At 69.6% G+C, this 25,657-nt stretch carries 21 protein-coding genes; 5 read left to right on the forward strand and 16 right to left on the reverse strand.

The genetic code is table 11. The features are described from left to right. Window positions 1-243: 243 nt before the first annotated feature. The 7 genes from WBG06_RS22125 to ndk all read right to left on the reverse strand — a co-directional run bounded on the left by WBG06_RS22125 (window position 244) and on the right by ndk (window position 8,845). Window positions 244-1,956 (reverse strand): S8 family peptidase, encoded by a 1,713-nt coding sequence (locus WBG06_RS22125; protein ID WP_336739299.1) that lies wholly within the window; start codon window positions 1,954-1,956, stop codon window positions 244-246. Between the two features lie 94 nt (window positions 1,957-2,050). Next, window positions 2,051-3,274, reverse strand: a complete 1,224-nt coding sequence (rodA, locus tag WBG06_RS22130; protein WP_336739301.1) for a rod shape-determining protein RodA — start codon at window positions 3,272-3,274, stop codon at window positions 2,051-2,053. Between the two features lie 10 nt (window positions 3,275-3,284). Then, window positions 3,285-5,387 carry a penicillin-binding protein 2 gene (gene mrdA / locus WBG06_RS22135; protein ID WP_336739303.1) on the reverse strand — a complete coding sequence of 701 codons (2,103 nt, stop codon included), beginning with the start codon at window positions 5,385-5,387 and terminating at the stop codon, window positions 3,285-3,287. A 1-nt stretch (window position 5,388) separates the two neighbouring features. Continuing rightward, window positions 5,389-5,919 (reverse strand): rod shape-determining protein MreD, encoded by a 531-nt coding sequence (gene mreD, locus WBG06_RS22140; RefSeq protein WP_336739357.1) that lies wholly within the window; start codon window positions 5,917-5,919, stop codon window positions 5,389-5,391. Window positions 5,920-6,090: 171 nt separating this feature from the next. Beyond that, the gene (gene mreC / locus WBG06_RS22145; protein ID WP_336739305.1) at window positions 6,091-7,113 is read right to left on the reverse strand and encodes a rod shape-determining protein MreC; all 1,023 of its coding nucleotides are present in this window, start codon (window positions 7,111-7,113) and stop codon (window positions 6,091-6,093) included. Window position 7,114: 1 nt separating this feature from the next. Then, on the reverse strand, window positions 7,115-8,140 hold the full coding sequence (locus WBG06_RS22150) for a rod shape-determining protein (RefSeq protein ID WP_336739307.1): 1,026 nt from the start codon (window positions 8,138-8,140) through the stop codon (window positions 7,115-7,117). A gap of 300 nt (window positions 8,141-8,440) precedes the next feature. Beyond that, window positions 8,441-8,845 (reverse strand): nucleoside-diphosphate kinase, encoded by a 405-nt coding sequence (gene ndk, locus WBG06_RS22155; protein WP_336739309.1) that lies wholly within the window; start codon window positions 8,843-8,845, stop codon window positions 8,441-8,443. A gap of 101 nt (window positions 8,846-8,946) precedes the next feature. Between ndk and WBG06_RS22160 the strand changes: the two genes are divergently transcribed. Beyond that, window positions 8,947-11,343 (forward strand): Tex family protein, encoded by a 2,397-nt coding sequence (locus WBG06_RS22160; protein ID WP_336739311.1) that lies wholly within the window; start codon window positions 8,947-8,949, stop codon window positions 11,341-11,343. 87 nt (window positions 11,344-11,430) lie between these two features. Next, window positions 11,431-11,796, forward strand: coding sequence for a hypothetical protein (locus WBG06_RS22165; RefSeq protein ID WP_336739313.1), 366 nt, complete (start codon window positions 11,431-11,433; stop codon window positions 11,794-11,796). Window positions 11,797-11,816: 20 nt separating this feature from the next. Here the strand turns inward: WBG06_RS22165 and WBG06_RS22170 are convergent, their stop codons facing one another. After that, window positions 11,817-12,509, reverse strand: coding sequence for a pyridoxamine 5'-phosphate oxidase family protein (locus WBG06_RS22170; RefSeq protein WP_336739315.1), 693 nt, complete (start codon window positions 12,507-12,509; stop codon window positions 11,817-11,819). A 72-nt stretch (window positions 12,510-12,581) separates the two neighbouring features. Here WBG06_RS22170 and pdxR point away from each other — a divergent pair, with 72 nt between their 5' ends. Next, window positions 12,582-13,961, forward strand: coding sequence for a MocR-like pyridoxine biosynthesis transcription factor PdxR (gene pdxR, locus WBG06_RS22175; RefSeq protein WP_336739317.1), 1,380 nt, complete (start codon window positions 12,582-12,584; stop codon window positions 13,959-13,961). Here the strand turns inward: pdxR and WBG06_RS22180 are convergent. Genes WBG06_RS22180 through WBG06_RS22190 form a run of 3 tightly spaced genes read right to left on the reverse strand, consistent with a single transcriptional unit; the run spans window position 13,958 to window position 16,119 of the window. Continuing rightward, complete coding sequence (locus WBG06_RS22180; RefSeq protein ID WP_336739319.1) at window positions 13,958-14,221, reverse strand: competence protein CoiA family protein; 264 nt, start codon at window positions 14,219-14,221, stop codon at window positions 13,958-13,960. The genes pdxR and WBG06_RS22180 overlap by 4 nt on opposite strands. Window positions 14,222-14,231: 10 nt before the next feature. After that, window positions 14,232-14,687: a DUF4233 domain-containing protein gene (locus WBG06_RS22185; RefSeq protein WP_336739321.1), complete on the reverse strand. Its 456-nt coding sequence runs from the start codon at window positions 14,685-14,687 to the stop codon at window positions 14,232-14,234. Further along, window positions 14,677-16,119, reverse strand: a complete 1,443-nt coding sequence (locus tag WBG06_RS22190) for a bifunctional folylpolyglutamate synthase/dihydrofolate synthase (RefSeq protein WP_336739323.1) — start codon at window positions 16,117-16,119, stop codon at window positions 14,677-14,679. Before WBG06_RS22190 ends, WBG06_RS22185 begins: the two co-directional genes overlap by 11 nt. A 102-nt stretch (window positions 16,120-16,221) precedes the next feature. Between WBG06_RS22190 and WBG06_RS22195 the strand changes: the two genes are divergently transcribed. Continuing rightward, the gene (locus tag WBG06_RS22195) at window positions 16,222-18,042 is read left to right on the forward strand and encodes a M48 family metallopeptidase (protein ID WP_336739325.1); all 1,821 of its coding nucleotides are present in this window, start codon (window positions 16,222-16,224) and stop codon (window positions 18,040-18,042) included. On the opposite strand, the gene WBG06_RS22200 is transcribed toward WBG06_RS22195, so the two are convergent. Further along, window positions 18,029-18,925 (reverse strand): GNAT family N-acetyltransferase, encoded by an 897-nt coding sequence (locus WBG06_RS22200; protein ID WP_336739327.1) that lies wholly within the window; start codon window positions 18,923-18,925, stop codon window positions 18,029-18,031. The genes WBG06_RS22195 and WBG06_RS22200 overlap by 14 nt on opposite strands. 80 nt (window positions 18,926-19,005) lie before the next feature. Between WBG06_RS22200 and valS the strand changes: the two genes are divergently transcribed. Next, window positions 19,006-21,636 (forward strand): valine--tRNA ligase, encoded by a 2,631-nt coding sequence (gene valS, locus WBG06_RS22205; RefSeq protein WP_336739329.1) that lies wholly within the window; start codon window positions 19,006-19,008, stop codon window positions 21,634-21,636. A 149-nt stretch (window positions 21,637-21,785) separates the two neighbouring features. On the opposite strand, the gene WBG06_RS22210 is transcribed toward valS, so the two are convergent. The 4 genes from WBG06_RS22210 to WBG06_RS22225 all read right to left on the reverse strand — a co-directional run bounded on the left by WBG06_RS22210 (window position 21,786) and on the right by WBG06_RS22225 (window position 25,533). Then, on the reverse strand, window positions 21,786-22,727 hold the full coding sequence (locus WBG06_RS22210) for a hypothetical protein (RefSeq protein ID WP_336739331.1): 942 nt from the start codon (window positions 22,725-22,727) through the stop codon (window positions 21,786-21,788). 194 nt (window positions 22,728-22,921) lie between these two features. After that, entirely contained in the window at window positions 22,922-24,214 is a 1,293-nt protein-coding gene (clpX, locus tag WBG06_RS22215) for an ATP-dependent Clp protease ATP-binding subunit ClpX (protein WP_336739332.1), read from the reverse strand. 100 nt (window positions 24,215-24,314) lie between these two features. After that, a complete protein-coding gene (locus WBG06_RS22220; RefSeq protein WP_091049270.1) occupies window positions 24,315-24,920 on the reverse strand; it encodes an ATP-dependent Clp protease proteolytic subunit in 606 nt (201 codons plus the stop codon). A 4-nt stretch (window positions 24,921-24,924) separates the two neighbouring features. After that, on the reverse strand, window positions 24,925-25,533 hold the full coding sequence (locus tag WBG06_RS22225; RefSeq protein WP_442945497.1) for an ATP-dependent Clp protease proteolytic subunit: 609 nt from the start codon (window positions 25,531-25,533) through the stop codon (window positions 24,925-24,927). Between the last annotated feature and the right edge of the window lie 124 nt (window positions 25,534-25,657).

Raw genomic sequence — 25,657 nt, forward strand, 5'->3', positions numbered from 1 at the left:
GGTCCTGTAGGACCGCCGTGAACGCCTTGCGCCCTCCCTACGGCCGCAACCCGAAGCGTTCGGGCAACCACGTAATCACGTTACACAGGTGAGGTAACGACCCAACTCTTCGCATTGCAGCAACCCGCAGACAGCGAAGGTGAACACCTGTAAACAGCCTGGAGACAAGGGAGGAACGGCCCTGTTACCGACGCACCGGGCCGCTCGCGTTACGCGAGCGGCCCGGCTGAGCGAGGCAGGCGATCAGGCGATCGAGGTGTCGTCGATCAGGAAGCTGGTCCCGAGCGAGGAGTCCTCCGTCCCGGTGAACGTCAGCGTCACGGTGCTACCCGCGTAGGCGCCGAGGGAGAACGACTTCAACGCGTACGAGGAGCTCGCGTTCAGGTTCGAGTAGGTCGCCAGCGTCGTCGAGCCGATCTTGACGGTCAGCTTGTCGTAGGCCGTCGAGGTGGTCGTCTCGTTGGTGATCACCCGGAGGTAGAACGACAGGGTCTTTCCGGTCGCGGGCAGCGTGACCGACTGCGACAACGTGTCGGTGCGCGCGGTGCCGTAGCCGTTCAGCCATGCCTTGTAAGAACCCGTACGCGCCGGGGCACCGCTCGAGCTGTCGATCACGCCCGAGGACGAGCTCCACCCGGTCGCGCCGGACTCGAAGCCCGGGTTGACCAGCAGGTTGCCGGTGGTCGGCGGATCCGTCGGGTCGGTGCCACCGCTCCACAGCGAGTAGAGAAGGCGGTTGGGAGAGCCGGTCCCGGGAGAGGTGACGACGCCGGTGGTGGCGTTGGAGACGATCGCCGACGCGACGGAGGAGGCCGACGCCGTCGGGTGTGCCTGGAGGTAGAGCGCGGCCACACCCGCGACGTGCGGGGTCGCCATCGACGTACCGGAGATGGTGTTGGTCGCGGTGTTGGAGGTGTGCCACGCCGAGGTGATCGACGAGCCCGGGGCGAACAGGTCGAGGCACGAGCCGATGTTGGAGAAGTCCGACTTGGCATCGGTGCTGGTCGTCGAGCCGACGGTCAGCGCCGCGGCCACACGCGAGGGCGAGCCGTTGCAGGCGTTGGCGCCGTAGTCGTTGCCCGCCGCCACGGCGTAGGTGACGCCGTCGGCGATGGAGTTGGACACGGCGGTGTCGAGCGTCGAGGAGACCCCGCCGCCGAGCGACATGTTGGCAACCGCGGGACCGGAGGTGTGGTTGGAGGTCACCCAGTTCACACCTGCGATGACACCGGCGGTCGTGCCGGAACCGGAGGCGTCGAGCACGCGGACGGGCACGAGCGTGACGTTCTTGGCGACGCCGTACGTCGACCCGCCGACGGTGCCGGCGACGTGGGTGCCGTGGCCGTTCTCGTCCTCGGTGCTCGATCCGATGGCGGTGTAGCCGGAGGTCACCCGGCCGCCGAAGTCCGCGTGCGCGGAGCGGATGCCGGTGTCGATGATGTAGGCCTTCACCCCCGAGCCGGTGTAGTCGTAGTGGTAGTTCGAGTTCAGGGGCAGGTTGCGCTGGTCGATCCGGTTGAGGCCCCAGGTGGGGTTGGCCTGGTCGCCGCTGGCCTTCACGGTCTGGTTGGCCTCGACGTAGTCGACGTCGGGGTCGTTGCGGAGCGCGTCGAGCGCATCGGCGTCGAGCGTGGCGGAGAACCCGGTGATCGCCTTGTCATAGGCGTACTTCACCGAGCCACCCTTCTCCTTGGCGAGCGCGCGGGCGTCGGCGGCGTTGGCCTTGGCGGCCGAGCCGTTGCCCTTCATCACCACGATGTAGGAGTTGTCGATGGCCGTCGGCTTCTCGGCACCGATCAGCGGTGCCGGGCTGTCGGCCGCGCCGGCCGGGCCGGACATGGCGAGGATGGCGGTGGCCGCACCGACGGCCGTCACCGTCGCGGCGGCCAGCGCGCCGAGGCGCTGTGCTCTGTCGAAGCGGAGCCCGCGACCGTGGGCTCTGTGGGGTCGGTTCATGATTGCTGCTCCCGTCGTCAAGCAGCCTCGGGTTGAGGCTGCAAGGGGTCACACGGATGCCCTGTAGGGCAACCGGGAGGGAACGTAATCGAGTTTAATTTCGATGAAACGCGGCATCTTTTCGCACTGCAGCAACCTGCAGGCGATCACGCGAGCGGAGGTCCTGAAGTGGTCCGGACCGGTCCAGACCGGTGCGCCGCGAACGGCCCGAGATGCCGAGCAGCAGACCCACCGCGAGCAGCACCGAGATCATCGAGGAACCGCCGTAGGAGAGGAACGGCAGCGGCACCCCGGTGACCGGCATGATGCCCAGGCACATCCCGATGTTCTGGAAGCTCTGGATACCGAGCCAGCACACGATCCCGGCGGCGGCGACCCGTCCGAAGAGGTCGTCGGTGCGCGCCGCGATCCGCAGCCCGCGCCACAGCACGACCCCGATCAGCGCGATCACCAGGAGCGAGCCCACCAGACCGAGCTCCTCGCCGACGACCGTGAAGATGAAGTCGGTCTGCTGCTCGGGGACGAAGCCCGCCCGGACCTGCGATCCCTGGAACAGCCCCTGGCCGAAGATGCCGCCGTCACCGATCGCGATCCGGGCCTGCTGCACGTTGTAACCCGCACCGCGCGGGTCCAGCGACGGATCGGTGAACGCCATGAACCGGTTGATCTGGTACTGCTTCAGCACCCCTGCCGCGACGACGATGGTGGCACCGGCCGCGCCGATCAGGGCGAGCAGCGCCAGCCACCGTCGCGGCGTCCCCGCCGCCGCGAGGACGCAGAAGACGGTCACGCCGAGCACAAGCGTGGTGCCGAGGTCGGGCTGGAGCATGACGAGCGCGATCGGCACCGCGGCGACCAGGATCATCGCGACCACGTCTCCCAGCGACACCCGGGCCTGCCAGCGGCCCTCGCTGCGCTCGGCGAGCACCAGAGCCATCGCGATGACCACGGCCAGCTTCGCCAGCTCGGAGGGCTGGACCTGCACCGGCCCGAGGATCACCCACGACTTCGAGCCGTTGATCGTCGACCCCATCACGAGCACCAGCACCAGGCCGACCACTGCGCCCAAGTAGACCACCGGCGTCAGCAACCGGACCCAGCGATGATTGGTGGCGACCACGCCCACCATCAGCACCAGACCAGCCGCCACGTTGATCATCTGCTTGCGCAGATAGGCTGTGGGGTCACCGCCGGTGATCGCGTCACGGTGGATGGTCGCGGACCAGACCAGCAGCGTCGAGAGCGACACCAGGACCAGCACCGCGCCCAGGAGGACCAGGTCGATGCGGCGTACGAAGGCCATCACATCGTTCTTCATGCTGTGCCCCTCACCCCTTCGGCGCGACGATCGAGCCGTCGGTGCCGAACACCGGCAGGTTCTTCGGCGGGTCGATGCCCTTGATCGCGGCCTTGTCCGGCCTGACCTCGGCACCACCCTCCTCGATGCCGTAGAGCGACTCCCACAGCTTGCGCACGGAGTCGCCGACCGAGCCGGAGCCGGTGCCACCCTGGGAGATCGTCATGATGACGACGTACTTCTTGTTGTACGTCGCGACCCAGCCGGTCGTCTGCTTGCCGGTGACCTCGGCGGTGCCGGTCTTGCCGCGCACCTTCACCTCGTCGAGCGGGAACCCGCCGAACTTCCAGGCCAGGGAGCCAGACTGGGGGGTGCCGAGCAGCGCCTCGTTGACGTAGTCGATGCTCTTGGCCGACATCTTGACCTTGCCGGCGACCTTCGGGTCGATCTTCTCGACCACGGTGCCGTCGGCGCCGACGACCGCCTTCCCGATCCGGGGCTCGTAGAGAGTGCCGCCGTTGGCCAGCGAGGCGTAGGCGCGGGCGAGCTGGATCGGGGTGACCATGGTGTCGCCCTGGCCGATGGAGAAGTTCACCGCGTCGCCCGTGCGGTAGTAGTTGCCCTCGATGCAGAACTCGTGGGCGAACAGCTGCAGGAACTGGGACGGAGCGTTCTTCTTCTCGTCCATCCGGCAGTAGTAGCCCTTCATGGCCTGGTAGTACTCGGCCTTCCACTTCCGGTCCGCGATCCGGCCTGACGACTCGCCGGGCAGGTCGATGCCGGTGCGCTTGCCGAAGCCGAAGGCCTTGGCGGTCTCGACCAGCGGGTCCTTGGCGTTGACGTTGGCCGGGTTCGAGCCGTACTTCTGCCAGTAGTGGACCCCGACCTGATAGAAGAACGTGTTGCAGGAGACCTGGAGCGCCTTGGCGAAGTCGATGTAGCCGTAGGCGCCCGACTCGTAGTTCTTGAACACCCGGTTGCCCACCTGGAGCCCGCTGGAACAGTTGAGCAGGGTGTCGCGGCTGTAGCCGTTGTTGAGCGCGCCGACCGTCATGAACGGCTTCCACGTCGAGCCCGGCGCGAACTGACCCTGCGTCGCCCGTGGCAACAGCGGGTAGCCCGCCTTCTCGGAGTAGAGCCGGTCGAGCTGCTTCTGGGTGATCCCGCCGACCCACTCCTCCGGGTCATACGTCGGCTGGTTGGCCATCGCGACCAGCCGGCCGGTCTGCGCCTCCATGACCACGACCGAGCCGGAGTCGGCCTCGAAGTTGCGGCCGGTGATCTTGTCGAAGGTGTTGCGCGCCGTCTCGATCGACTCGGCGAGCAGCTTCTCGGCCCGGGCCTGCACCTTGGCGTCGATGCTGGTCACCAGGGTGTCCCCGGGCTGGGAGGCGACCGAGTCGCCGCGACCGATCTCACGGCCCAGCGAGTCGACGGTGACCGTGTCGTAGCCGGGCATCCCGCGCAGCCACTGGTCGTACTCCTTCTCCACGCCGGAGCGCCCCACCATCGAGGTGATGTTGAGCGACTCGTCGCCGCGTTCTCGGGCGTCCTTGTTCTCGTCCTCGGTGATCGGCGAGAGGTAACCGAGCACGCCGGCGGCGTTGATGCCGAAGGGGCTCGGGTAGGAGCGCAGCGTCTGCTTCTCCGCGACCACCCCCGGGAAGTCCTCGGGCTGCTCGAGGATGCGCAGCGCGGTCGACTCGGAGACGTCGGTGGCGATCGGGACCGGCTGGTAGCGGGTGCCGGACCAGTTGGCGATCGCGTCGTTCTGCTTCTTCGGGGACACGTCCACGGCCTTGGCGACGCGCTGCATCAGCGTCTTGCGGTCCGCCTCCTCCAGCCCGTCGAGCACGCCGAGGTCGAGACTGACCACCCAGGCCGAGCGGTTGGTCACCATCGGCCGGCCCTGGGCGTCGACGATGATGCCGCGCACCGGCTGACGCACGATCTCGCGCTTGGACTGCGAGGCGGCGGCGGCCTGGTAGGCGTCGCCGTGGCGCACCTGCAGGTAGAAGAGCCGGACCCCGAGCGTGGCCAGCAGCGAGAAGACGAGCGCCTGGATCACGATCAGCCTCAGCCGGCTGACCTGCGCGGTGGGGAGCCGCGCGCGTCGAGACCTGCTCAGCCCCATGTCAGTCCCCCTTACCGATCAGCCACAGCAGTGTCGGGATCAGCAGCGGCGCCAGCAGCAGGTCATAGCCCACGCTGATGGCCACGGTCGGCAGCAGCGTCAGCGGCGCCTCACCGAGGATCAGGCCGCTGACCGCGAAGATGCTGACCCCGATGAACGCGCAGCAGGCCACCGTGATCATCACGGTCATCGCGTTCGGGCGGCCCTGGCCGCTGTGGGCGATGCTGCCTTCGCGTACCCGACCGGCGACGTAGCCGACGATCAGCAGCGCGAGCGCCCATCGGCCCGCGGTGTGATCGGCGGGCGGCGCCAGATCGAGGAGTACGCCGGCCGCGAACCCGGTCACCATGCCGGCCTGCCCGCCCCGGGTCAGCGCGACCGCGACGACGACCAGGAGGGCCAGGTCGGGGGTGATGCCGCGGATGGCGAAGGCCGGGGCCACGCTCAGCTGGAGGACGACCGCGATCACGATCAGGAGGCCGACCAGTACGTTGCGCAGCACCGGTGCAGCGCCACCCGTGCGTGCTTCCATCTCGCTCACGCCACCACCCCCGTAGCGCAAGCGCCAGAATACGGGCGCGGTGGCGTGTTGATCGTCTGGTTCGCTCGCTGGCGCTCGCTCACGCCACCACCCCCGTAGCGCAAGCGCCAGAACACGGGCGCGGTGGCGTGTTGATCGTCTGGTTCGCTCGCTGGCGCTCGCTCATCGCAGCTCCCCCTCCGGCGTGATCAGGGCTCGGTCGCTCACGGTGTCGCCGGGAACCACCACACCGACGACGTCGAGCGAGCCGAAGTCGACGTACGGCTTGATCCGCACCGTCCGCGAGGAGTCGCGCACGCTCTCGAAGGTGTCGGTCACCTCGCCGATCGGCAGCCCGGAGACGTAGGGAGCGGCTCGGCCGTCACCCCAGGTGACGACCGTCTCCCCCTTGAGCGGGGCGGCGGTCTGGTCGACGAGGTCGAGGGCCAGCAGGCCGGCGTCGGAGCCGCCGGCGACCACGCCGGAGCCCCGGACCATACCGACCTGGCCCGACTTCTTGCCGCTGCGGTCGGCACCGCCGACCCGGCCGCCGACGACCGAGGCGGCATCGACGATCAGCAGGACGGTGGCGCTCGTCTTGGTGACCCGGAGGACGCGGCCGACCAGGCCGTCCCCGGTCACGACTGACATGTCGGACTTGATCCCGGCAGCGCTTCCGGCATCGATGGTGACGGTGCGGTTGAAGGTCTGGGCGGGGCCGAAGGCGGTCACCCGGGCCGGGACCAGGGCGTAGCCGAGGTCGTCGGCCGCGCGGGTGATCGACTCGTATTCGGCGAGCTTGGCCCGGCCGTAGTCGGTGACCTCGAGCTGGCGGCGCAACGTGGAGTTCTCGGCCTCCAGCTCGGTGAGCCGCTCACGGAGGTCGTCCCGGGTGTCGAACCACTCCGGGACCCCGGTGAACGGACGGGCCACCATCGCCGCGCCGGTCTCCAGCGGCGAGAGCACCTCACCGACCGCGGTGCGGGCCGGCTCCAGGACGGGGGTCTGGTCGAGCGTGGCCAGGGTCGCGCAGCACAGCACGAGCACGACCAGCCAGGAGCGCCGTGGACCGCCGCCGGACTTCGTCTCGAGGCTGCCGCGGCGGTTGAGCCGCTCCCGCGGCGTACGGACCATGGGCGGAGGGCCTTTGCGCTGTTCCAGCCCTTTGCGCAGACGCTCGCTCGGCCGGGGGCTCAACAACGACACGTCACCATCTCCTGTTCTCGTTCACCAGGACGGGGCGGAGCACGTCGTAGTCCTCGACGCAGCGGCCGGCGCCCATCGCGACCGAGGTCAGCGGGGACTCGGCGATGTGGACGGGCATCCCTGTCTCGTGGCGCAGGCGCTCGTCGAGCCCGCGGAGGAGGGCGCCGCCGCCGGTGAGCACGATGCCGCGGTCCATGATGTCCCCGGCCAGCTCTGGCGGCGTCTGGTCGAGCGTGGACCGGACCGCGTCGAAGATGTCGTGCAGCGGCTCCTCGATCGCCTTGCGCACCTCCGCGCTGGAGACGCTCACGGTGCGCGGCAGGCCACTGACCATGTCGCGGCCGCGGATCTCGGCCTCGGGCTCGTTGGGCAGCGGCCAGACCGACCCGAGGGTCATCTTGACCTCCTCGGCGGTGCGCTCGCCCAGGAGCAGGGCATGCTCCTTCTTGAGCCAGGTCATGATCGCGTTGTCGAGCTGGTGGCCGGCGGTCCGGATCGACTGGCTCGTCACGATGCCGCCGAGGCTGATCACCGCGACCTCGGTGGTGCCGCCACCGATGTCGACGACCATGTTGCCGGTCGGCAGGTGCACCGGGAGCCCGGCGCCGATCGCCGCCGCCATCGGCTCCTCGATGATGTTCACCATCCGGGCGCCGGACTGGTAGCCGGCCTCCTTCACCGCACGGATCTCGACCGCGGTGATGCCCGACGGGACGCAGATGACCATCCGCGGCTTCGCGAAGTAGCGACGCCGGTGGACCTGCTGGATGAAGTAGCGGAGCATCTGCTCGGTCGCCTCGAAGTCGGCGATCACGCCGTCCTTCAGCGGCCGCAGCGCGACGATGTCGTCAGGCGTACGTCCCAGCATCTTCTTGGCCTCATGGCCGACGGCGACCATCTCGCCGGTGAACTTGTTGAGCGCGACCACACTCGGCTCGTCGACAAGGACACCCTTGCCGCGGACGTAGACGAGGGTGTTTGCGGTGCCGAGGTCCACCGCCATGTCGCGTCCAATGATGCTCGCCATACGTCCTCGCGTTCCCGGGGCGCCGCGTCGGGGATCTGTGCTGCAGGATGCGGGCCTGCCGACGAGGCTACGAAGGTGTGAGCCTCAAACCGGAGAGGCTCGCCGAAACCGCAACGATACGGGGTGTGTCCACGTCACCGAACCAGGGGATGCCGGTGTTCACCGGGTGTTGCGGAACGGCTCACCGAGGCCGGTGAGAGGCGTCTCGGCGGGCACCGCAGATCGCGCGGGCCGCTTCGTGTTCCCACCAAAAGCGAGATCGCCCCGGTAGGGCTACCGGGGCGATCTCGGAGTCGTTGCTCAGGCGCCGAACCAGAGCTTGATCTCACGGTCGGCGGACTCAGGAGAGTCGGAACCGTGGACGAGGTTCTCGCGGTTGGAGAGCGAGAGGTCGCCGCGGATGGTCCCCGGCGCGGCCTTGCGGCCGTCGGTGGCGCCGTTGAGGGCGCGGACGACCTCGATCGCCTCGTCGCCCTCGAGGACGGCGGCGACGAGCGGGCCGGAGGTGACGAAGTCACGCAGCGGCGGGTACCACGGCTGCTCGACGTGCTCGGCGTAGTGCTCGTCGGCCAGGCCCGCTTCGATGGTGCGGTGCTCCAGCTTCACGATCGAGAGGCCCTTGGCCTCGTAGCGGGACAGGATCTCCCCCACCAGGCCCCGGCGGACGGCGTCGGGCTTCAGGATCACGAACGTGCGCTGCGTCATGGGGTGAGGGTATCGGGGCGGGCACGTCCAGGCACGTTCGGGCCTGTCGAGGCTGAGCCGTGTTGAGAGAGTGTCGGTGGGATGCGGCAGGATGACGACCCGTGACGACAACCCCATCAGCTCCGACCCTCGCAGACTCGATGGCCGCCATCCCGGCCCGCATCGCCGAAGACCTCGGGGTGCGCCCGGCGCAGGTGGCAGCCGCGGTCGCCCTGCTCGACGAGGGCTCGACGGTGCCGTTCATCGCGCGCTACCGCAAGGAGGTGACCGGCGGCCTCGACGACGCCCAGCTGCGTACGCTGGAGGAGCGGCTCGGCTACCTGCGCGACCTCGAGGAGCGGCGCGCGGCCGTGCTCGCCGAGATCGCGAAGCAGGACAAGCTCACCCCCGAGCTGCAGGCCTCGATCCTCGCCGCCGACACCAAGGCGCGGCTGGAGGACATCTACCTGCCGTTCAAGCCGAAGCGGCGTACGAAGGCGATGATCGCCCGCGAGAACGGGCTCGAGCCGCTGGCCGACGGGCTGCTGGCGGACCCGTCGCTGGATCCCGCCGTCGAGGCCGAGAAATACCTCGGGGAGAACGTCGCGGACGCCAAGGCCGCGCTCGATGGCGCCCGCGCGATCCTGGTCGAGCGGTTCGGCGAGGACGCCGACCTGATCGGCACCCTGCGCGAGCGGATGTGGAAGCAGGGTCGACTGGTGACCCGCGTCCGCGAGGGTCGCGAGAACGATCCGGCGGCGGCGAAGTTCTCCGACTACTTCGAGTTCTCCGAGTCCTACGCGTCGCTGCCCTCGCACCGCACCCTGGCCGTGCTCCGTGCGGAGAAGGAGGAGGTCCTCGACGTCACCCTGTCTCCCTACGCCGAGGAGCCGGAGGCGGGCGTGGTGACCGACTACGAGCGCTCGATCGCCTCTCGTTTCGGGATCACCGACTCCGGCCGACCGGCCGACAAGTGGCTGGCCGAGACGGTGCGGTGGGCGTGGCGCACCCGGATCCTCTTCCGCCTCGAGCTCGACATGCGCACCCGGATCCGCACCGCCGCCGAGGAGGCCGCGATCGCGGTCTTCGCCGACAACCTGCGTGATCTGCTGCTGGCCGCGCCGGCCGGCACGCGGGCCACGATGGGCCTCGACCCGGGCATCCGGACGGGCGTGAAGGTGGCTGTGGTCGACGCGACCGGGAAGGTGGTCGACACCTCGACGGTCTACCCGCACGAGCCGCGGCGTGACTGGGATGGCGCGCTGGCGACCCTGGCGAGGCTGTGCACGAAGCACAAGGTCGACCTGATCGCGATCGGCAACGGCACCGCCTCGCGCGAGACCGACAAGCTCGCCGCCGACCTGCTCAAGCTGCTGCCGGACCAGAAGATGACCAAGGTGATGGTCTCCGAGGCAGGCGCCTCGGTCTACTCCGCCTCGGCCTACGCCTCCGCCGAGCTGCCCGATCTCGACGTGTCGCTGCGAGGCGCGGTCTCGATCGCGCGCCGCCTCCAGGACCCGCTGGCCGAGCTGGTGAAGATCGAGCCGAAGTCGATCGGCGTCGGGCAATATCAGCACGACCTCCCGGAATACGGGTTGTCGAAGTCGCTGGACGCCGTCGTCGAGGACTGTGTGAACGGCGTCGGGGTCGACCTCAACACCGCCTCCGCTCCCCTGCTGCGCCGGGTCTCGGGGATCACCGAGTCGCTCGCGTCGGCGATCGTCGCGCACCGCGACGCCAACGGCCCCTTCCGGACCCGCCGCGAGCTCACCAAGGTGGCGCGGCTCGGCCCGAAGGCGTTCGAGCAGGCGGCCGGGTTCCTCCGGATCCGAGGCGGCGACGACCCGCTCGACCAGTCCGGCGTGCACCCGGAGTCCTACCCGGTCGTGAAGCGCATCCTCGACAAGGCCTCGGCCGACATCGGGTCGGTGATCGGCAACACCCGGGTGCTGAAGTCGCTGAAGCCCGCGGAGTTCGTCGACGAGACGTTCGGTCTGCCGACCGTGACGGACATCCTCGCCGAGCTCGAGAAGCCCGGACGTGACCCGCGCCCGGAGTTCAAGACGGCGACCTTCGACGACTCGGTGCACGCCGTCTCCGACCTGCGCCCGGGCATGGTGCTGGAGGGCACGGTCACCAATGTGGCCGCTTTCGGTGCCTTCGTCGACATCGGCGTCCACCAGGACGGCCTCGTCCACATCTCCGCGATGTCGGACAAGTTCGTCGAGGACCCGCGTGACGTGGTCCGCTCCGGCGACGTGGTCCGGGTGAAGGTGATGGAGGTCGACGAGGCCCGCAAGCGGATCTCGCTCACGCTCCGTCTCACCGACGACGCACCGGCGCCGGGTGAGCCGAAGTCCACCGGCGGCAACCGCGGTCAGCGCGGTGGCGGCGGCGGTGGCGGTGGCGGCAAGAGCCAGTCGCGCGGCAAGGGCGGCGGCCGCCCGCAGGGTCGATCGGGCCCGCCTCCCGCCAACAGCGCGATGGCCGACGCCCTGCGCCGCGCGGGTCTCTCCTAAGCCCCGCGACCGCCGGGGAGGAGATCTGCACAGGACCTGCACATCTCCTCCCCGCATCCTCCCGGCTCCGCGGCCTAGGTTCGGATCATGACCTCGAAGAACCTGTACGTCCTCGGCGGGATCGCCACCGTCGGCACCGCGATGCTCCTCGTCCTCGGCGCAGGCGCGCTCGGGATCATCGGCGACGGCGGGCGCGCGGACATGATGTATCTCGTCCCCATCGGCCTCGTCGTCCTCGGTGGCCTCGTCGCCCGCTTCCGGGCGCGCGGGATGGCGTTCGCCGTCGGCGCTGCCGCCCTCGTCACCTTCGTCATCGGCCTGATCGCGATCGCGGCCGGGCTCCACGACGACCTCGACGGAGCCCGCGACATCGTGATGGTCAGCGCGATGTACGCCGCCATGTTCGCGGTCTCGGGTTGGCTGTTCTGGCGATCCAGCTCGCTGAGCCGGTGAGCAGGCCGAGACTCCTCGGGCTACCGGGCGCCCAGCTGGGCAGCGCGGCGGACGACATCGGGCGGGACCGGCGCCGTCTTCGCGTCGTCGGCGGTGATCGGGGCACCGGCGACCCGGTGGATCGGGATCACGCCGGCCCAGGTCCCGGCGTCGATGTCCTCCGGGTCGTCGACCGGACCTTCGGCCCGCGCCTTCATCGAGGCCTCGGCGAGCGGGAGGGCGACCACGGCGGTCGCCGCCATCTCCTTGCGGGTCGCGGGGCGCAGCGTCGCCCAGCGGCCGGGGATCATCTGGTCGACGACCAGCGCGAGGGCCCGTTCGCGTTCGTCCGGGTCCTCGACCAGACGCGGACGCCCGATGACGACCGCGGAACGGTAGTTCATCGAGTGATGGAATCCGCTGCGTGCCGCGACCAGCCCGTCGAGCTCGGTGATCGTGACGCACACCTCGCGCTCGAGCGCCCGACCGAGCCAGCCGGCGGCGACCGAGCCGTGCAGATAGAGGGACCCGCCCGCGTCCGGGCCGTCGAGATCGAAGCCGTACGCCGTGGGCAGGACGACCGGGTGAGCGTCCTCGCCGCTCCCGACGGTGACGCCGAGGTGGGCGACAAGCGCCTCGCCCAGGAAGGTGTGCAGGCGCTCGCGGTCGGGGACGGCGCGGTTCTTGCCGCGAGTGACCCGGGTGCGTGGGGTGGGTGACAACGTCGTGCTCATGGCACCATCCTGATAGCGAAGTGGCCTGCACGCACGGGCCAATTCTCATCAACTCCGACAGGCCATTGATCCATGCTTCCCGTGACCCTCGACCGCACCACCACAGAGCCGCTCCCCGCCCAGCTCGCCGCACAGGTCCGCTCCCTGGTGCTGTCCGGCACCCTCACGGCCGGCGACCGGCTGCCCTCGAGCCGTGCGCTCGCCGCAGACCTGGGTGTCTCCCGTGCCGTGACCGAGCAGGCCTACGACCAGCTCACCGCCGAGGGGTGGACCGAGGCCCGGCCCGGGTCCGGGACCTACGTCACGATGACCCGCACCACGACCGCGGTCGCACCGCGGGTGACCACTCGGCCGACAGGGGTGGCGCCTGCACGCTCCGCGCGGTCCCTCCCTCGCTCGGCCTCGCCCCGCTCGTCTCGGCTGGATACGGGCACGCCGTTCTTCGACCCGCGACTGGAGCCGGGCTGGCGACGGGCGTGGCGGGAGGTCTCGGCGACCGCTCCGCCACGCGGCTACGACGACCCGCGCGGGCTGCCCGAGCTGCGCGAGGCGCTGGCGGCGCGACTGGGGCGTACGCGCGGCCTCGAGCTCCACCCCGACGAGATCGTCGTGACCGCGGGGACCACCGACGGGCTCCGTGCCCTCCTCCCCGAGCTGCGACCGGGACCGGTCGCGGTCGAGGATCCGGGTTACCGGGCCGCGGCCGAGACGGTGCTCACCTATGGTCGCGAGGTCGTCGACCTGCCCGCTGTGGAGACGGTCCGCGACCTGGGGGATGCGGTGGCCGCGTACGTGACTCCGGCGCACCAGCATCCGCTGGGACGAGTGATGCCGGCCGCGGACAGGCTGGCCCTTCTCGAGGCCGCCCGACGGGCGGACGCGGTGGTGATCGAGGACGACTACGACTCGGAGTTCCGCTACGACGTCGCGCCGGTGCCCGCGATGGCGACCCTGGACCGCGAACGGGTGGTCTATCTCGGGACCGCCGCGAAATCGGTGGTGCCGACGCTTCGCCTGGGTTGGCTGGTCGCGCCGGCCGAGCTGCACGAGCTGATCCTGCGCCGCCGGACCATCACCCACGCCGGCGCTGCCTGGCCCTCGCAACGCGCGCTGCTCACCCTGCTCCGCGACGGCTGGCTCGACAAGGCGGTGCGGTCGGCTCGGCGTGTCTACGCCGAGCGCGCGCCGAGGGTGGCCGAGGCGATGAGCCCGTACGCCACGCTCGCCGGGCCGCTGGCCGGGATGTACTCCACGTGGCTGCTGCCCGAGACCGACGCGGTGCGGGCACGCGACGCCGCGGCAGCGGCCGGCTTCGAGATCAACCTGCTCTCTACCTACGCCCGCAGCAGCGGTCTGACCGGGTTGGTGATCGGCTTCGGCGGGGTCAGCGACGTCGAGCTGGACCAGGCGCTCACGGCCGTCACCGGGGCGCTCGTGGAGCGGGTCGTCTAGGCCGACCCGTCGTCCTCGATCAAATCGAAGAGGTTCTCCAGGCTGTCCGGGTCGTCCTCGCCGCCACCGACCGCCCACCCGGAGCTGGTGCGCCGCAGCTGCGCGCCGACCAGTCGGCACGACTCACCGGCCTTGTGCGCGTAATGAGCCGTCCGCGTCCGCGGACGCCGTAGCACCAGCGCGTTGCCGCACGCCGGGCACAGCGCCCAGTCGGTCGCGGTCTCGTCGGTCGCCATCTGCAGCTCGTCGGGCTCCTCCACGGCCGCCAACCTACCTGGGTCCGGCCTCGCCACCGGCCGATTCCTCGGCGGAATCCTCGGCGGAATCCTCGGCGGAATCCTCGGCCGATTCCTCGGCGACGATCCGGTCGAACGCCTCGAACGCGGCAGCTCGCTCACGCTCGATCTTGCGCCCGAGGATGTCGGCCAGGCCCCACAGGACCGCGAAGATCACACCGACGACGAACATGATCGAGATCAGGAAGCCCATCCCGATCGCGACGACCTGCAGCGCCCAGCCGAGCCAGTAGGCCCACGGTCGGCGCAGCATGCCGGCCACGAGGATGCAGGCCACGAAGAACCCGAGACCCAGCGGGAGTGCCAGCGCGGCGGAGACCCCGCCGATCGAGATCATCACCGGCGCGGCCAGCGCGACTGCGAGCCCCTCCATCGACACGATCGCCGCGCACATCCCCCGCCGTGGGGACTTCTCGCGCTCAGTCGTCATCGGCGTCCGCCTCCAGGTAGGCCTCCAGCTCGGGGTCCTCGGTCGGCACGACCCGCGCGGTGGCGGCCGAGGCGGCGGAGGAGCCGCGAGTCCCCAGCAACGTACGCGCCTCTCCTGCGGTCACCACGGAGCCGGTGACGAGCACCGCGCCCTCCGAGATCGAGCCGCCTCCGGAGGACTCCGACAGGCCCATCGCCGCATCGATGGCGTCGGCGAGACGGGGCACCACCGAGACCCGCTCCTCGCCGTAGATCTCGACGGCGATCTTGCCGAGATCGACGGCCGGCAGCGCCCGCTCGGTGGAGTTCTGGGTGACGACGAGGTGCTCCAGCGCAGGCTCGAACGCCGCGAGCAGGCCCTCGACGTCCTTGTCCCCCATCACGCCGATGACCCCGACGACGCCGGAGAACGAGAAGGAGTCCTCGAGTGCCGCGACGGTCGCCTCGGCACCGGCCGGGTTGTGGGCGGCGTCGAGCAGGATCGTCGGGGACGATCGCACGATCTCCAGCCGTCCGGGTGAGTCGACCTTGGCGAACGCGTCGCGCACGACCTCGTCGGAGAGCACGGTCTCACCGAGGAACGCCTCGACCGCGGCCAAGGCGGCCGCTGCGTTCTGCGCCTGGTGGGCACCGTAGAGCGGCAGGAACAGATCCTCGTACGTCCCACGCAGCCCGCGCAGCGTGATGATCTGTCCGCCGACGGCCGGCGTCCGGGACACGACCGCGTAGTCGGTGCCCTCCCACAGCAGCCGGGCGCCGACCTCGGCCGCGTGCTCGTCCAGCACAGCGGCGACCTCGACGGTCTGCTCGGCGATCACCGCGACGGCCCCGGGCTTGATGATCCCGGCCTTCTCACGGGCGATGGCGACGGGCGTGTCACCCAGGTATTTCGCGTGGTCGACCGCGATCGGCGTCACCACGGCCACGTCGGCGTCGGCCACGTTGGTGGCGTCCCAGCCTCCGCCCAGCCCGACCTCGACCACGGCGACGTCGACCGGAGCCTCGGCGAACTTGGCGTACGCCATCCCGACCATCGTCTCGAAGAACGACAGCGGGTGCGGCTGGTCGTCGTCGACCATGCCGAGATAGTGCGCGACGTCGTTGAACGCGGCCACGAACTCGTCATCGTCCAGCGGCTCGCCGTCGATGGAGATCCGCTCGTTGACCCGCTCCACGTGCGGCGAGGTGAACCGGCCCACGCGCAGGTCCAGCGACCGCAGCAGCGTGTCGATCATCCGGGAGGTGGAGGTCTTGCCGTTGGTGCCGGTCAGCTGGATGATCCGGAACGCGTTCTGCGGATCGCCGAGGATCTCGAGCAGGGCACGGATCCGGTCCAGGGAGGGCTCGAGCCGGGTCTCGGGCCAGCGCGACTGCAGCGCTTCCCAGACCTCCTCGATCGTGGCCGCCAGGCGCGGCGCGGGAGTCTCACTCATCGGGTCGAGTCTATGCGCCTGGCACTTCCCAGCGAATCGCCGGACCCGCTACCCTCCCCCTGATCTCGGACTGAACCCCATCCCCCACAAGGTCCACCATTCATGCGTACGCTCCGGGCCGCTCTCGCGGTCTCGCTCCTGGCCGGTGCCTACGTGCTGGCTGCCCTCGCGCTCGTCGGGAAGCAGGCGCTCCCCCGCGGCCGCTCCCGGACCGTGAGCGACCTCGGCGGGCTCGTCCTCACCGAGCAGGATCAGCCGACCTTGTGGGCGGAGGTCCGCCAGCTGGCTGCCACCGCCGGCACCCGCGCGCCCGACGAGATCCGCCTGGTGCCGGACGCCAATGCCGCCGTCAGCGAGGAGACCCGTCTCCTCGGGCTCAGGACCGGGACCCGGCGCCTGTTCCTCGGCGTGCCTCTCCTGCAGGGACTCTCCCGCAACCAGCTCCACGCGGTGCTCGCCCACGAGCTCGGGCACCACAGCACCCTCCACACCCGGCTCGGTGCTCTCCTCCACCGCAGCCGCCTGGCGATCGCCGAGGTCGCCGCCGGTCTCTCGAACCCGCTGGTGAAGCGGCCCTTCCGGACGTACGCGCGTGCCTTCTTCGCCCTCACCAGACCGCTCGCGCACGCCCATGAGCTCGACGCCGACCGACTCAGCGCGAAGATCGCCGGGCCACGGACCGCGGCGACCACCCTGCGTACCCTGCCCGCGCTCGACGCCGCCTGGCACATCTACCTGGAGCAGTACGTCGAGGCCGGCACCCACTACGGCCTGCGGCCCACGCGCTTCTTCGACAACTTCACCCACCTGATGAGCGACCCCGCGCGTCTCGAGGAGCTCGCCCGTATCAGCGCAGCACCGCCCACGGCGCCGTCGTCGGCCTACGACTCGCATCCGCCGCTGTCGGAGCGGATCGCACGACTGGAGGCGATGGCCTCCGCCGACTCCTCCGAGGAGGCGGAAGGCGACAGGTCCGGCAACGCCACCAGCATCCTGCGCTACCCGTCCCAGAACTTCCTCGCCCTCGAGGACAAGACGTTCGCCGGCTCGGGCCTGACCCCGGCCCCGATGGCCGAGATCGTGACGGTCGCCGGCGCCCGCGCAGCAGCCGTCAACGCCGAGATCCTCCTCGACGCGATGCGCGAGAACCAGATCGAGCCGGCCACCGTACGCGGAGCCCTCGACCTGGTCGCCTCCGGCAACCTCGACACCCTCCTCGACCTCGTCGAGGCCGAGTTCTCGACCCCCGAGACCCGCCGGCGGATCATCGCCCGTCTCCTCGGCGCCGCCCTCGCCCACGAGCTCGTCAGCGAGGACAAGGCTCGCTACGAGCTCAGCTGGTCCGGTCCATGGCGGCTGGTCGACCTCACCGGCCAGGACGTCGACCCCGAGAACCTCGCCTACGAGGCCCTCGGCTCCCCCGGATACGCCGCCGCGCTGCGTGCCTGGGTCCACCAGCTCGACGCACAGGTCGACCCCGACCCGCCGGTGCACACCCACGAGACACCGGCCCCCACGTCGCCCGACGGCTACATCGGAGCCCTGGCCCCGATCTCCGGCGACGGCTTCCGTACGCTCCTGGCGACCGACGCCGGCCTGATGCTGCTCAAGCCCTCCGGCTCCGACCGTCTCGCGACGGGCTTGGCCTCGCTGACCTCCGGCTCACCCGGCAGGAAACTCATCCAGCGCGCCCTGGACAGACCACCCGCAGACGTCGCGACCTCCCCCTACGCCACCTTCCTCCCCTGGGGCCACATCCGCGCCCTCCATCTCAAGCACGGCAGCACCGGCCGCCGCTCCGCCGACATCACCACCACCGCCGGCAACGGCTGGTCCCTGCACTGGACCGACGCCGCCGAGTCAGAAGGCCACCTCTGGCCCGCCGTCGACCACTACCTCGGCCGCCGCTTCACCGTCGACTGATCGGGTCGACTGACGGGACGAGGGTGTGGTCGGCCATGTCGACGACCGGGCGGTAGCCGATCTTGGCGTAGACGTGGTTGGAGACGGGGTTGTCGACGTCGGTGAACAGGCAGAGCCGGGTGCCGTCGGCTCCGAGAATCCGGGAGGCCTCGGCGGTGACCGCGGCGCCGTAGCCCTTCCCGCGTTCTGACACCGGCGTGTAGACCGGAGCGATCCGGATCACGCCGTGCACCGGTGGGGTAGCTCCGGCGAGCGACACGACCGTGCCGTCGACCTCCCACAGCAGGACGAACTCGTCGATCTTGCGCCGCACGTGATCGTCATCGTGGACGGTGGCCTCGTGAGCGAAGTCGGGGTTCTCCGACTGCTCCCTGGCGGCGTGGCCGAAGTCGTTCAGCCACTCGCGGCACAGCTCGAGATCGTCGTACGTCGCCCGGCGGGCACGCCCGGGCACGCCGGACGGCATCACCAGCGAGCCGAGCTCGTGCAGACGGGACGCCATCGCCACGGTCACCTCCCCGCCGGCGAGACGGGCGGTCTCCTCGACGACCGTCCGGGCGGCCGGGAGCGCCCCGTTGGCCCCACCTGCATACTCCCCACGCTCGTGCAGCCGTCGCGCCAGCTCGAGCGCGGCCGCCTCGGGCATCGGGCAGACGTACAGCGGATACGGCTGGAACGGCGCCGTCCGCATCGCCGCCCCGACGACCTGATCGTCGTCTCGAGCGACCGCGAACCACCGGTACGGCTCGTCCTGCTGAGCCAGTCGAGTCGCCCGCTCCGCGTTGGTGGCGAGCACGCTCGCGGTCAGCGGCTCCGCGGCAAGGTAGTCCTTCGCCTCGATGAGGAACTCGGCTGCGTCGGTGAAGAACTCGATGGTGACCATGACCGAAGCATGCCGAGCCCGCGGCGCCGGTCTCAACCGGGTTTCGCGCCAGCAACCGCGCGCCCATAGGATTTGGTCCCATGACTGAGACCACGCCCACGCAGACCGCACCGGAGACGACGACGCCCGCTGAGCAGCGCGTAGTCGCCGTACCGGACAAGCCGGTCCTCGAGGGCCTGGAGGCCAAGTGGGCCGAGCAGTGGAAGAACGACAAGACCTACGCCTTCGACCGCAGCCAGCCGCGCGAGAACGTCTACTCGATCGACACCCCGCCGCCGACCGTCTCCGGCAGCCTGCACGTCGGCCACGTCTTCTCCTACACCCACCCCGACCTGATCGCCCGCTTCCAGCGGATGAACGGCAAGTCGGTCTTCTACCCGATCGGCTGGGACGACAACGGTCTGCCGACCGAGCGTCGCGTCCAGAACTACTTCGGCGTCCGCTGCGACCCGAGCCTGCCCTACGACCCCGACTTCACCCCGCCGGAGAAGCCGGACCCGAAGCGCCAGATCTCGATCAGCCGGCCCAACTTCGTCGAGCTGTGCAACCAGCTCGTCGTCGAGGACGAAAAGGTCTTCGAGGACCTGTGGCGCACGCTGGGTCTCTCCTTCGACTGGGACCAGCAATACACGACCATCGGCAAGGTCTCCCAGACCGCCTCGCAGAAGGCGTTCCTGCGCAACCTGGCCCGCGGCGAGGCCTACCTGCAGGAGGCGCCGACCCTGTGGGACGTCACCTTCCAGACCGCGGTCGCCCAGGCCGAGCTGGAGGCGAAGGACTACCCCGGCTTCTTCCACCGCGTCGCCTTCCACCGTCCTGACGGCACCCAGGTCCACATCGAGACCACCCGTCCCGAGCTGATCCCGAGCGTCGTCGCGCTGATCGCGCACCCCGACGACGACCGCTACAAGGACCTGTTCGGCAAGACCGTCACCAGCCCGATCTTCGGCGTCGAGATCCCCGTCCTCGCCCACGAGGCCGCGGAGATGGACAAGGGCGCCGGTATCGCGATGTGCTGCACCTGGGGCGACCTCACCGACGTCCAGTGGTGGCGTGAGCTCAACCTGCCGGCCCGTGCGCTGATCGGCCGCGACGGCCGCTTCTCCCGCGAGACCCCGGAGTGGATCACCACCGAGGCCGGCGTCGCCGCCTACGAGGAACTCAAGGGCAAGACCGTCCACTCGGCCCGTGAGGCGGTCGTCGCGATGATCCGCGACTCCGGCGACCTCGACGGCGAGCCGAAGAAGACCCAGCGGATGGCCAACTTCTACGAGCGCGGCGACAAGCCGCTCGAGATCGTCGCCAGCCGGCAGTGGTACATCACCAACGGTGGCCGCAACCCCGAGCTGCGCCAGCAGCTGCTGGCCCGCGGCGGCGAACTGTCCTGGCTGCCCGAGCACATGCGTCACCGCTACGACAACTGGGTCGGTGGCCTCAACGGCGACTGGCTGATCTCGCGCCAGCGCTTCTTCGGCATCCCGTTCCCGGTCTGGTACGCGCTCGACGCCGAGGGCAACCCCGACTACGACAAGCCGCTGCTGCCGAGCGAGGACCAGCTGCCGATCGACCCGTCCACGGACGTCCCGGCCGGCTACGAGGAGGCGCAGCGCGGCAAGCCGGGCGGCTTCCAGGGCGACCCGGACGTGATGGACACCTGGGCGACCTCGTCGCTGACCCCGCAGATCGCCGGCGGCTGGGAGGCCGACCCCGACCTGTTCAGCCGGGTCTACCCGATGGACCTGTGCACCCAGAGCCACGAGATCATCCGCACCTGGCTCTTCGGCCGCATCGTCCGCGCCCACCTCGAGGACGGCACCGTCCCGTGGAGCCACGCGATGATCGCCGGCTGGATCCTCGACCCCGACCGCAAGAAGATGTCGAAGTCGAAGGGCAACGTCGTCGTCCCGACCGAGATCCTCGAGAAGTTCGGTGCCGACGCGGTCCGCTGGCGCGCCGCGCTGACCCGTCCGGGCATGGACTCGCCGTTCGACGAGACCCAGATGAAGGTCGGTCGCCGACTGGCGATGAAGATCCTCAACGCCTCCAAGTTCGTCCTCGGCAACGTCGGCGCGACCACGCTCAACCCGGTCGCGATCACCCAGCCGGTCGACTGCGCGCTGATGGCCCGCCTCAAGGAGACGATCACCAAGGCGACCGACGCCTTCACCGCCTACGACTACTCGACCGCGTTGGAGACCTCGGAGAAGTTCTTCTGGGAGTTCTGCGACGACTACCTCGAGCTGGTCAAGGAACGTGCCTACGACGCCGACGGCGGCCTCGCCACCGAGTCGGCTCGCGCGACCCTGGCCACGGCCCTGCACGTCCAGCTCCGACTGCTGGCCCCCTTCCTGCCGTACGTCACGGAGGAGGTCTGGTCGTGGTGGCAGACCGGTTCGATCCACACCTCCGCGTGGCCGCGTGAGCTCGAGCTCGGCACTGCGGCTGCCGCCGACGCGGCTGCCCTCGACGCCGTCGCGGCGACGCTGAGCGGGATCCGTGGCGCGAAGTCGACGGCGAAGGTGAAGATGCGCCACCCGTTGGCGAAGGCCGAGGTCACCGGGCCCGCCAAGCTGGTCAAGGACGCCGAGGCCGCCGCGCCCGACCTCAAGCGGGTCGGCAACATCGTCGGCGATCTCTTCTTCACCGTCGACGAGAACGCCACGGAGATCACCGTCACCGCTGAGCTCGCCGAGGTCTCCGAGGAGGCCTGAGCGTCACCACCGCGCATCCGAACGACGGAGCGGGCCCCGGACCGTATCGCGGTCCGGGGCCTGCTTCGTCCCTCACTCCGGCCCAGCGTCCGGGGGGATTCGCTCGGCCGGTCACTCTGGCGTGGTGCGGGTCGCCATCGGAGTGATCTCTACTGCACCGATTTCTCGGCACACGTCTTCTCGTCCTTGCCGCCGCCCTTCGGCTCCTCGAGCTCCTCCGGACCGTCCTGGTCCTTCGGCTCCGCCGACTCCGTCGTCGCGTCGGACGGTTCGGCGGAATCGGTGGTGACCTCGGGGTCGGCTGCGGGCGACGACCCTACCGGGGTCTTCGGCTCAGCGCACGCCTCAGCGCACTCGGGCGTGGCCTCCGGTGCGGGGGCCTCGCTCGCTCCCGGCAACGTCTTGACGTCCTCGGCCATCGCGGCAGTGAGCTCGCAGGCGTCCCGGGTGACCCGCTCGGCGTCGGACTCGCGCTCGTCCGGTCGCGCGTCAGGCTGCTTCGTCGTCTGCTCATTCGCCTCGTCGGACTTCCGCTCGTCCTTGGGCTCTTCCAACGGCAGCGACTCGACCGGGACCCCGGCGTCGGCGGCGATCAGTTGACGCAGGAACATCGGCACCGCCTCATCGACGGGCTTGGCGTCCTCCTCGGCCACGAACGGCCACAGCAGCGGCGCCATGATGCCCGGGATCGGCCCGACCGGCGGCACCAACGTGGGCGGGGTGGCCTCGTCGTTGCCCTCCCCTGGGTCGGCAGGCTCCGCGGGCTCGTCGGGCGTCGGCGTCTCGGGCTGCTCCTCGGGCGGAGCCGACGGCACCATGTCCGGCTTCTTCTCCGCCGGCTTCTCAGGCTCGGCAGGCTCCCGCTGGTCGTTGCCTCGCCCCGCTTCCGGTGGGGTGCTGGGGATCTTCGACACCCCGGAGACATCAGGGGACGGTGCCGGCGGGACCACCGTGAACTCGGCCTGGCCGGACAGCGTACGCGGCACCCGGTGCAACGCGGACACGTCGGGGCTGAGGGTCTGGACGATCACGAGCAGGCCGATGAGCACCACGGCGGCATAGGCCACCACCGGGCCCCTCTGGAACCTCACGTGCCCACTTCCCTACCGAGTGACGGAGCTGGAAAGGTACAGATGATCATCAGTTCGTATTGTGTCCGACCGTTCGGGCCGATACCGACCCGAACGGCGAAAATGACCCAAACGGGCTAGGGCATGTCTGGTGAAGACGCGGCGGGCGCGAACGCGAGCTGCGCGGATGTGCCAGACATGCCCTGGTGGCCGTCCTAGGCCGACTTCTTCTTGGTTTCCTTCTCCCGAGGCACGAGCGTCGGCATCTCGCCGTCCTCGACGACCTCACGGGTCACGATCACCTTGCCGACGTCGCCACGCGAGGGCACGTCGTACATCACGTAGAGGAGGACCTCTTCGATGATGGCGCGCAGGCCGCGGGCGCCGGTGCCACGCTCGAGGGCCTTGTCGGCGATGGCGGTGACCGCGTCCTCGGTGAACTCGAGCTCGACACCGTCGAGGTCGAAGAGCTTCTGGTATTGCTTCACCAGGGCGTTGCGCGGCTCCGTCAGGATCTGCACCAACGCGGCCTGGTCGAGCTTCTCGACGCTCGCGATCAGAGGCAGGCGGCCGATGAACTCCGGGATCAGCCCGAACTTGGTGAGGTCCTCGGGGCGGACCAGCTTGAGGAGGTCCTCGGCTTCCTTCTCGGCCTTGCCGCGCACCTCCGCGGTGAAGCCGAGGGTCTTCTTGCCGACCCGCTGCTCGATGATGTGCTCCAGACCGGCGAAGGCACCACCCACCACGAAGAGGATGTTGGTGGTGTCGATCTGGATGAACTCCTGGTGCGGGTGCTTGCGGCCACCCTGCGGCGGCACCGAGGCGGTGGTGCCCTCGATGATCTTCAGCAGTGCCTGCTGCACGCCCTCACCGGAGACGTCGCGCGTGATCGAGGGGTTCTCCGCCTTGCGGGCCACCTTGTCGATCTCGTCGATGTAGATGATGCCGGTCTCGGCCTTCTTGACGTCGTAGTCGGCGGCCTGGATCAGCTTGAGGAGGATGTTCTCGACGTCCTCGCCGACGTAGCCGGCCTCGGTCAGCGCGGTGGCGTCCGCGATCGCGAACGGGACGTTGAGCATCCGGGCCAGCGTCTGGGCCAGGTAGGTCTTGCCGCAGCCGGTCGGGCCGATCACCAAGATGTTGGACTTGGCGACCTCGACCTGCTCCTCCTTGGCGTGCTTGCCGGGGCCCTGCGGGCCTCCGGGCTGCAGGCCCGCCTGGACGCGCTTGTAGTGGTTGTAGACCGCCACCGCGAGCGACTTCTTCGCCTGCTCCTGGCCGATGACGTAGGAGTTGAGGAAGTCGAAGATCTCCTTCGGCTTGGGGAGGTCGGCGATCTCCACCTCGGAGCCCTCGTTGAGCTCCTCCTCGATGATCTCGTTGCAGAGGTCGATGCACTCGTCACAGATGTAGACGCCGGGACCCGCGATGAGCTTCTTGACCTGCTTCTGGCTCTTCCCGCAGAAGGAGCACTTCAGCAGGTCACCTCCGTCGCCGATGCGTGCCACGAGTGGCCTTCCTTCCCCGACTTGTGCTGCTAGGTCCGAATAATTACTGACGGTACCCCGCGCCGCGCCTTCGATGTGGGAGCGGCGCGGGGCCCGAGGGTCAAACGAGCGCCGGCGTCTTGAGCGACTCGAGCACCGAGTCGATCAGGCCGTACTCGACCGCCTGGGCGGCGGTGAGGATCTTGTCGCGCTCGATGTCGTGGCTGACCTCGTCCATCGACTTGCCGCTGTGGTCGGCGATCATCTTCTCGAGCAGCTCACGCATCCGCAGGATCTCGTTGGCCTGGATCTCGATGTCAGAGGTCTGGCCGAACGTGCCCTCGGTGTAGGGCTGGTGGATCAGGATGCGACTGTTGGGCAGTGCCATCCGCTTGCCGTGCGCACCCGCGCCCAGCAGGATCGCGGCGGCCGAGGCGGCCTGACCGATGCAGACGGTCTGCACGTCCGGCTTGATGAACTGCATCGTGTCGTAGATCGCGGTGCAGGCCGTGAACGAGCCGCCCGGGCTGTTGATGTAGATCGAGATGTCCTGGTCCGGGTTCATCGACTGCAGGCAGAGCAGCTGGGCGATGACCGCGTTGGCGACATCGTCGCTGATCGGGGTGCCCAGGTAGATGATCCGGTCCTCGAAGAGCTTGGCGTAGGGGTCGATCCGGCGGACGCCGTAGGACGTACGCTCCTCCCACTGCGGGATGTAGTAGTTCATGTCCTCAGTCCTTCTTGTGGGCGGGGCGGCCCTCGTCGGAGGCTTCCTTCGCGCTCTTGATGACCTGGTCGACCAGGCCGTAGTCGAGCGCCTCGGAGGCGGTGAACCAGCGGTCGCGGTCGGCGTCCTTGGTCACCTGGTCGACGCTCTGGCCGGTGTGCTCGCTGATCAGGTCCAGCAGCACCTTCTTGATGTGCAGGGACTGCTGGGCCTGGATCTTGATGTCGGAGGCCGAGCCGCCCATACCCGAGGAGGGCTGGTGCATCATGATCCGCGCGTGGGGCAGCGCGTAGCGCTTGCCCTTCGCGCCGGCGCAGAGGAGGAACTGGCCCATCGAGGCGGCCAGACCCATGCCGACGGTGGCCACGTCGTTGGGGATGTAGTTCATGGTGTCGTAGATGGCCATACCGGCATCCACCGAGCCACCGGGCGAGTTGATGTGAAGGAAGATGTCGGCCTCGGGGTCCTCCGCGGAGAGCAGCAGGAGCTGCGCACAGATCGCATTGGCGTTCTGGTCACGGACCTCGGAGCCGAGGAAGACGATGCGCTCCCGCAGCAGTCGGTTGTAGATGTTGTCGTCGAGAAGGCTCAAACCGCCGCCGTTGCCGCCCAGGCTCGGAGAGAGCCCTGGGGCACCGGCGTGAGCGTCAGCCGCGCTGGAGTCGATGTTCACAGGATCGACACTAGCCGCCGAAGCCAGTTGTTCCACGGCTGGTGTGCCATTGTTCGCCGACGGC

This window comes from Nocardioides sp. CCNWLW239, from assembly GCF_037137035.1.
Taxonomy (GTDB): Bacteria; Actinomycetota; Actinomycetes; order Propionibacteriales; family Nocardioidaceae; genus Nocardioides.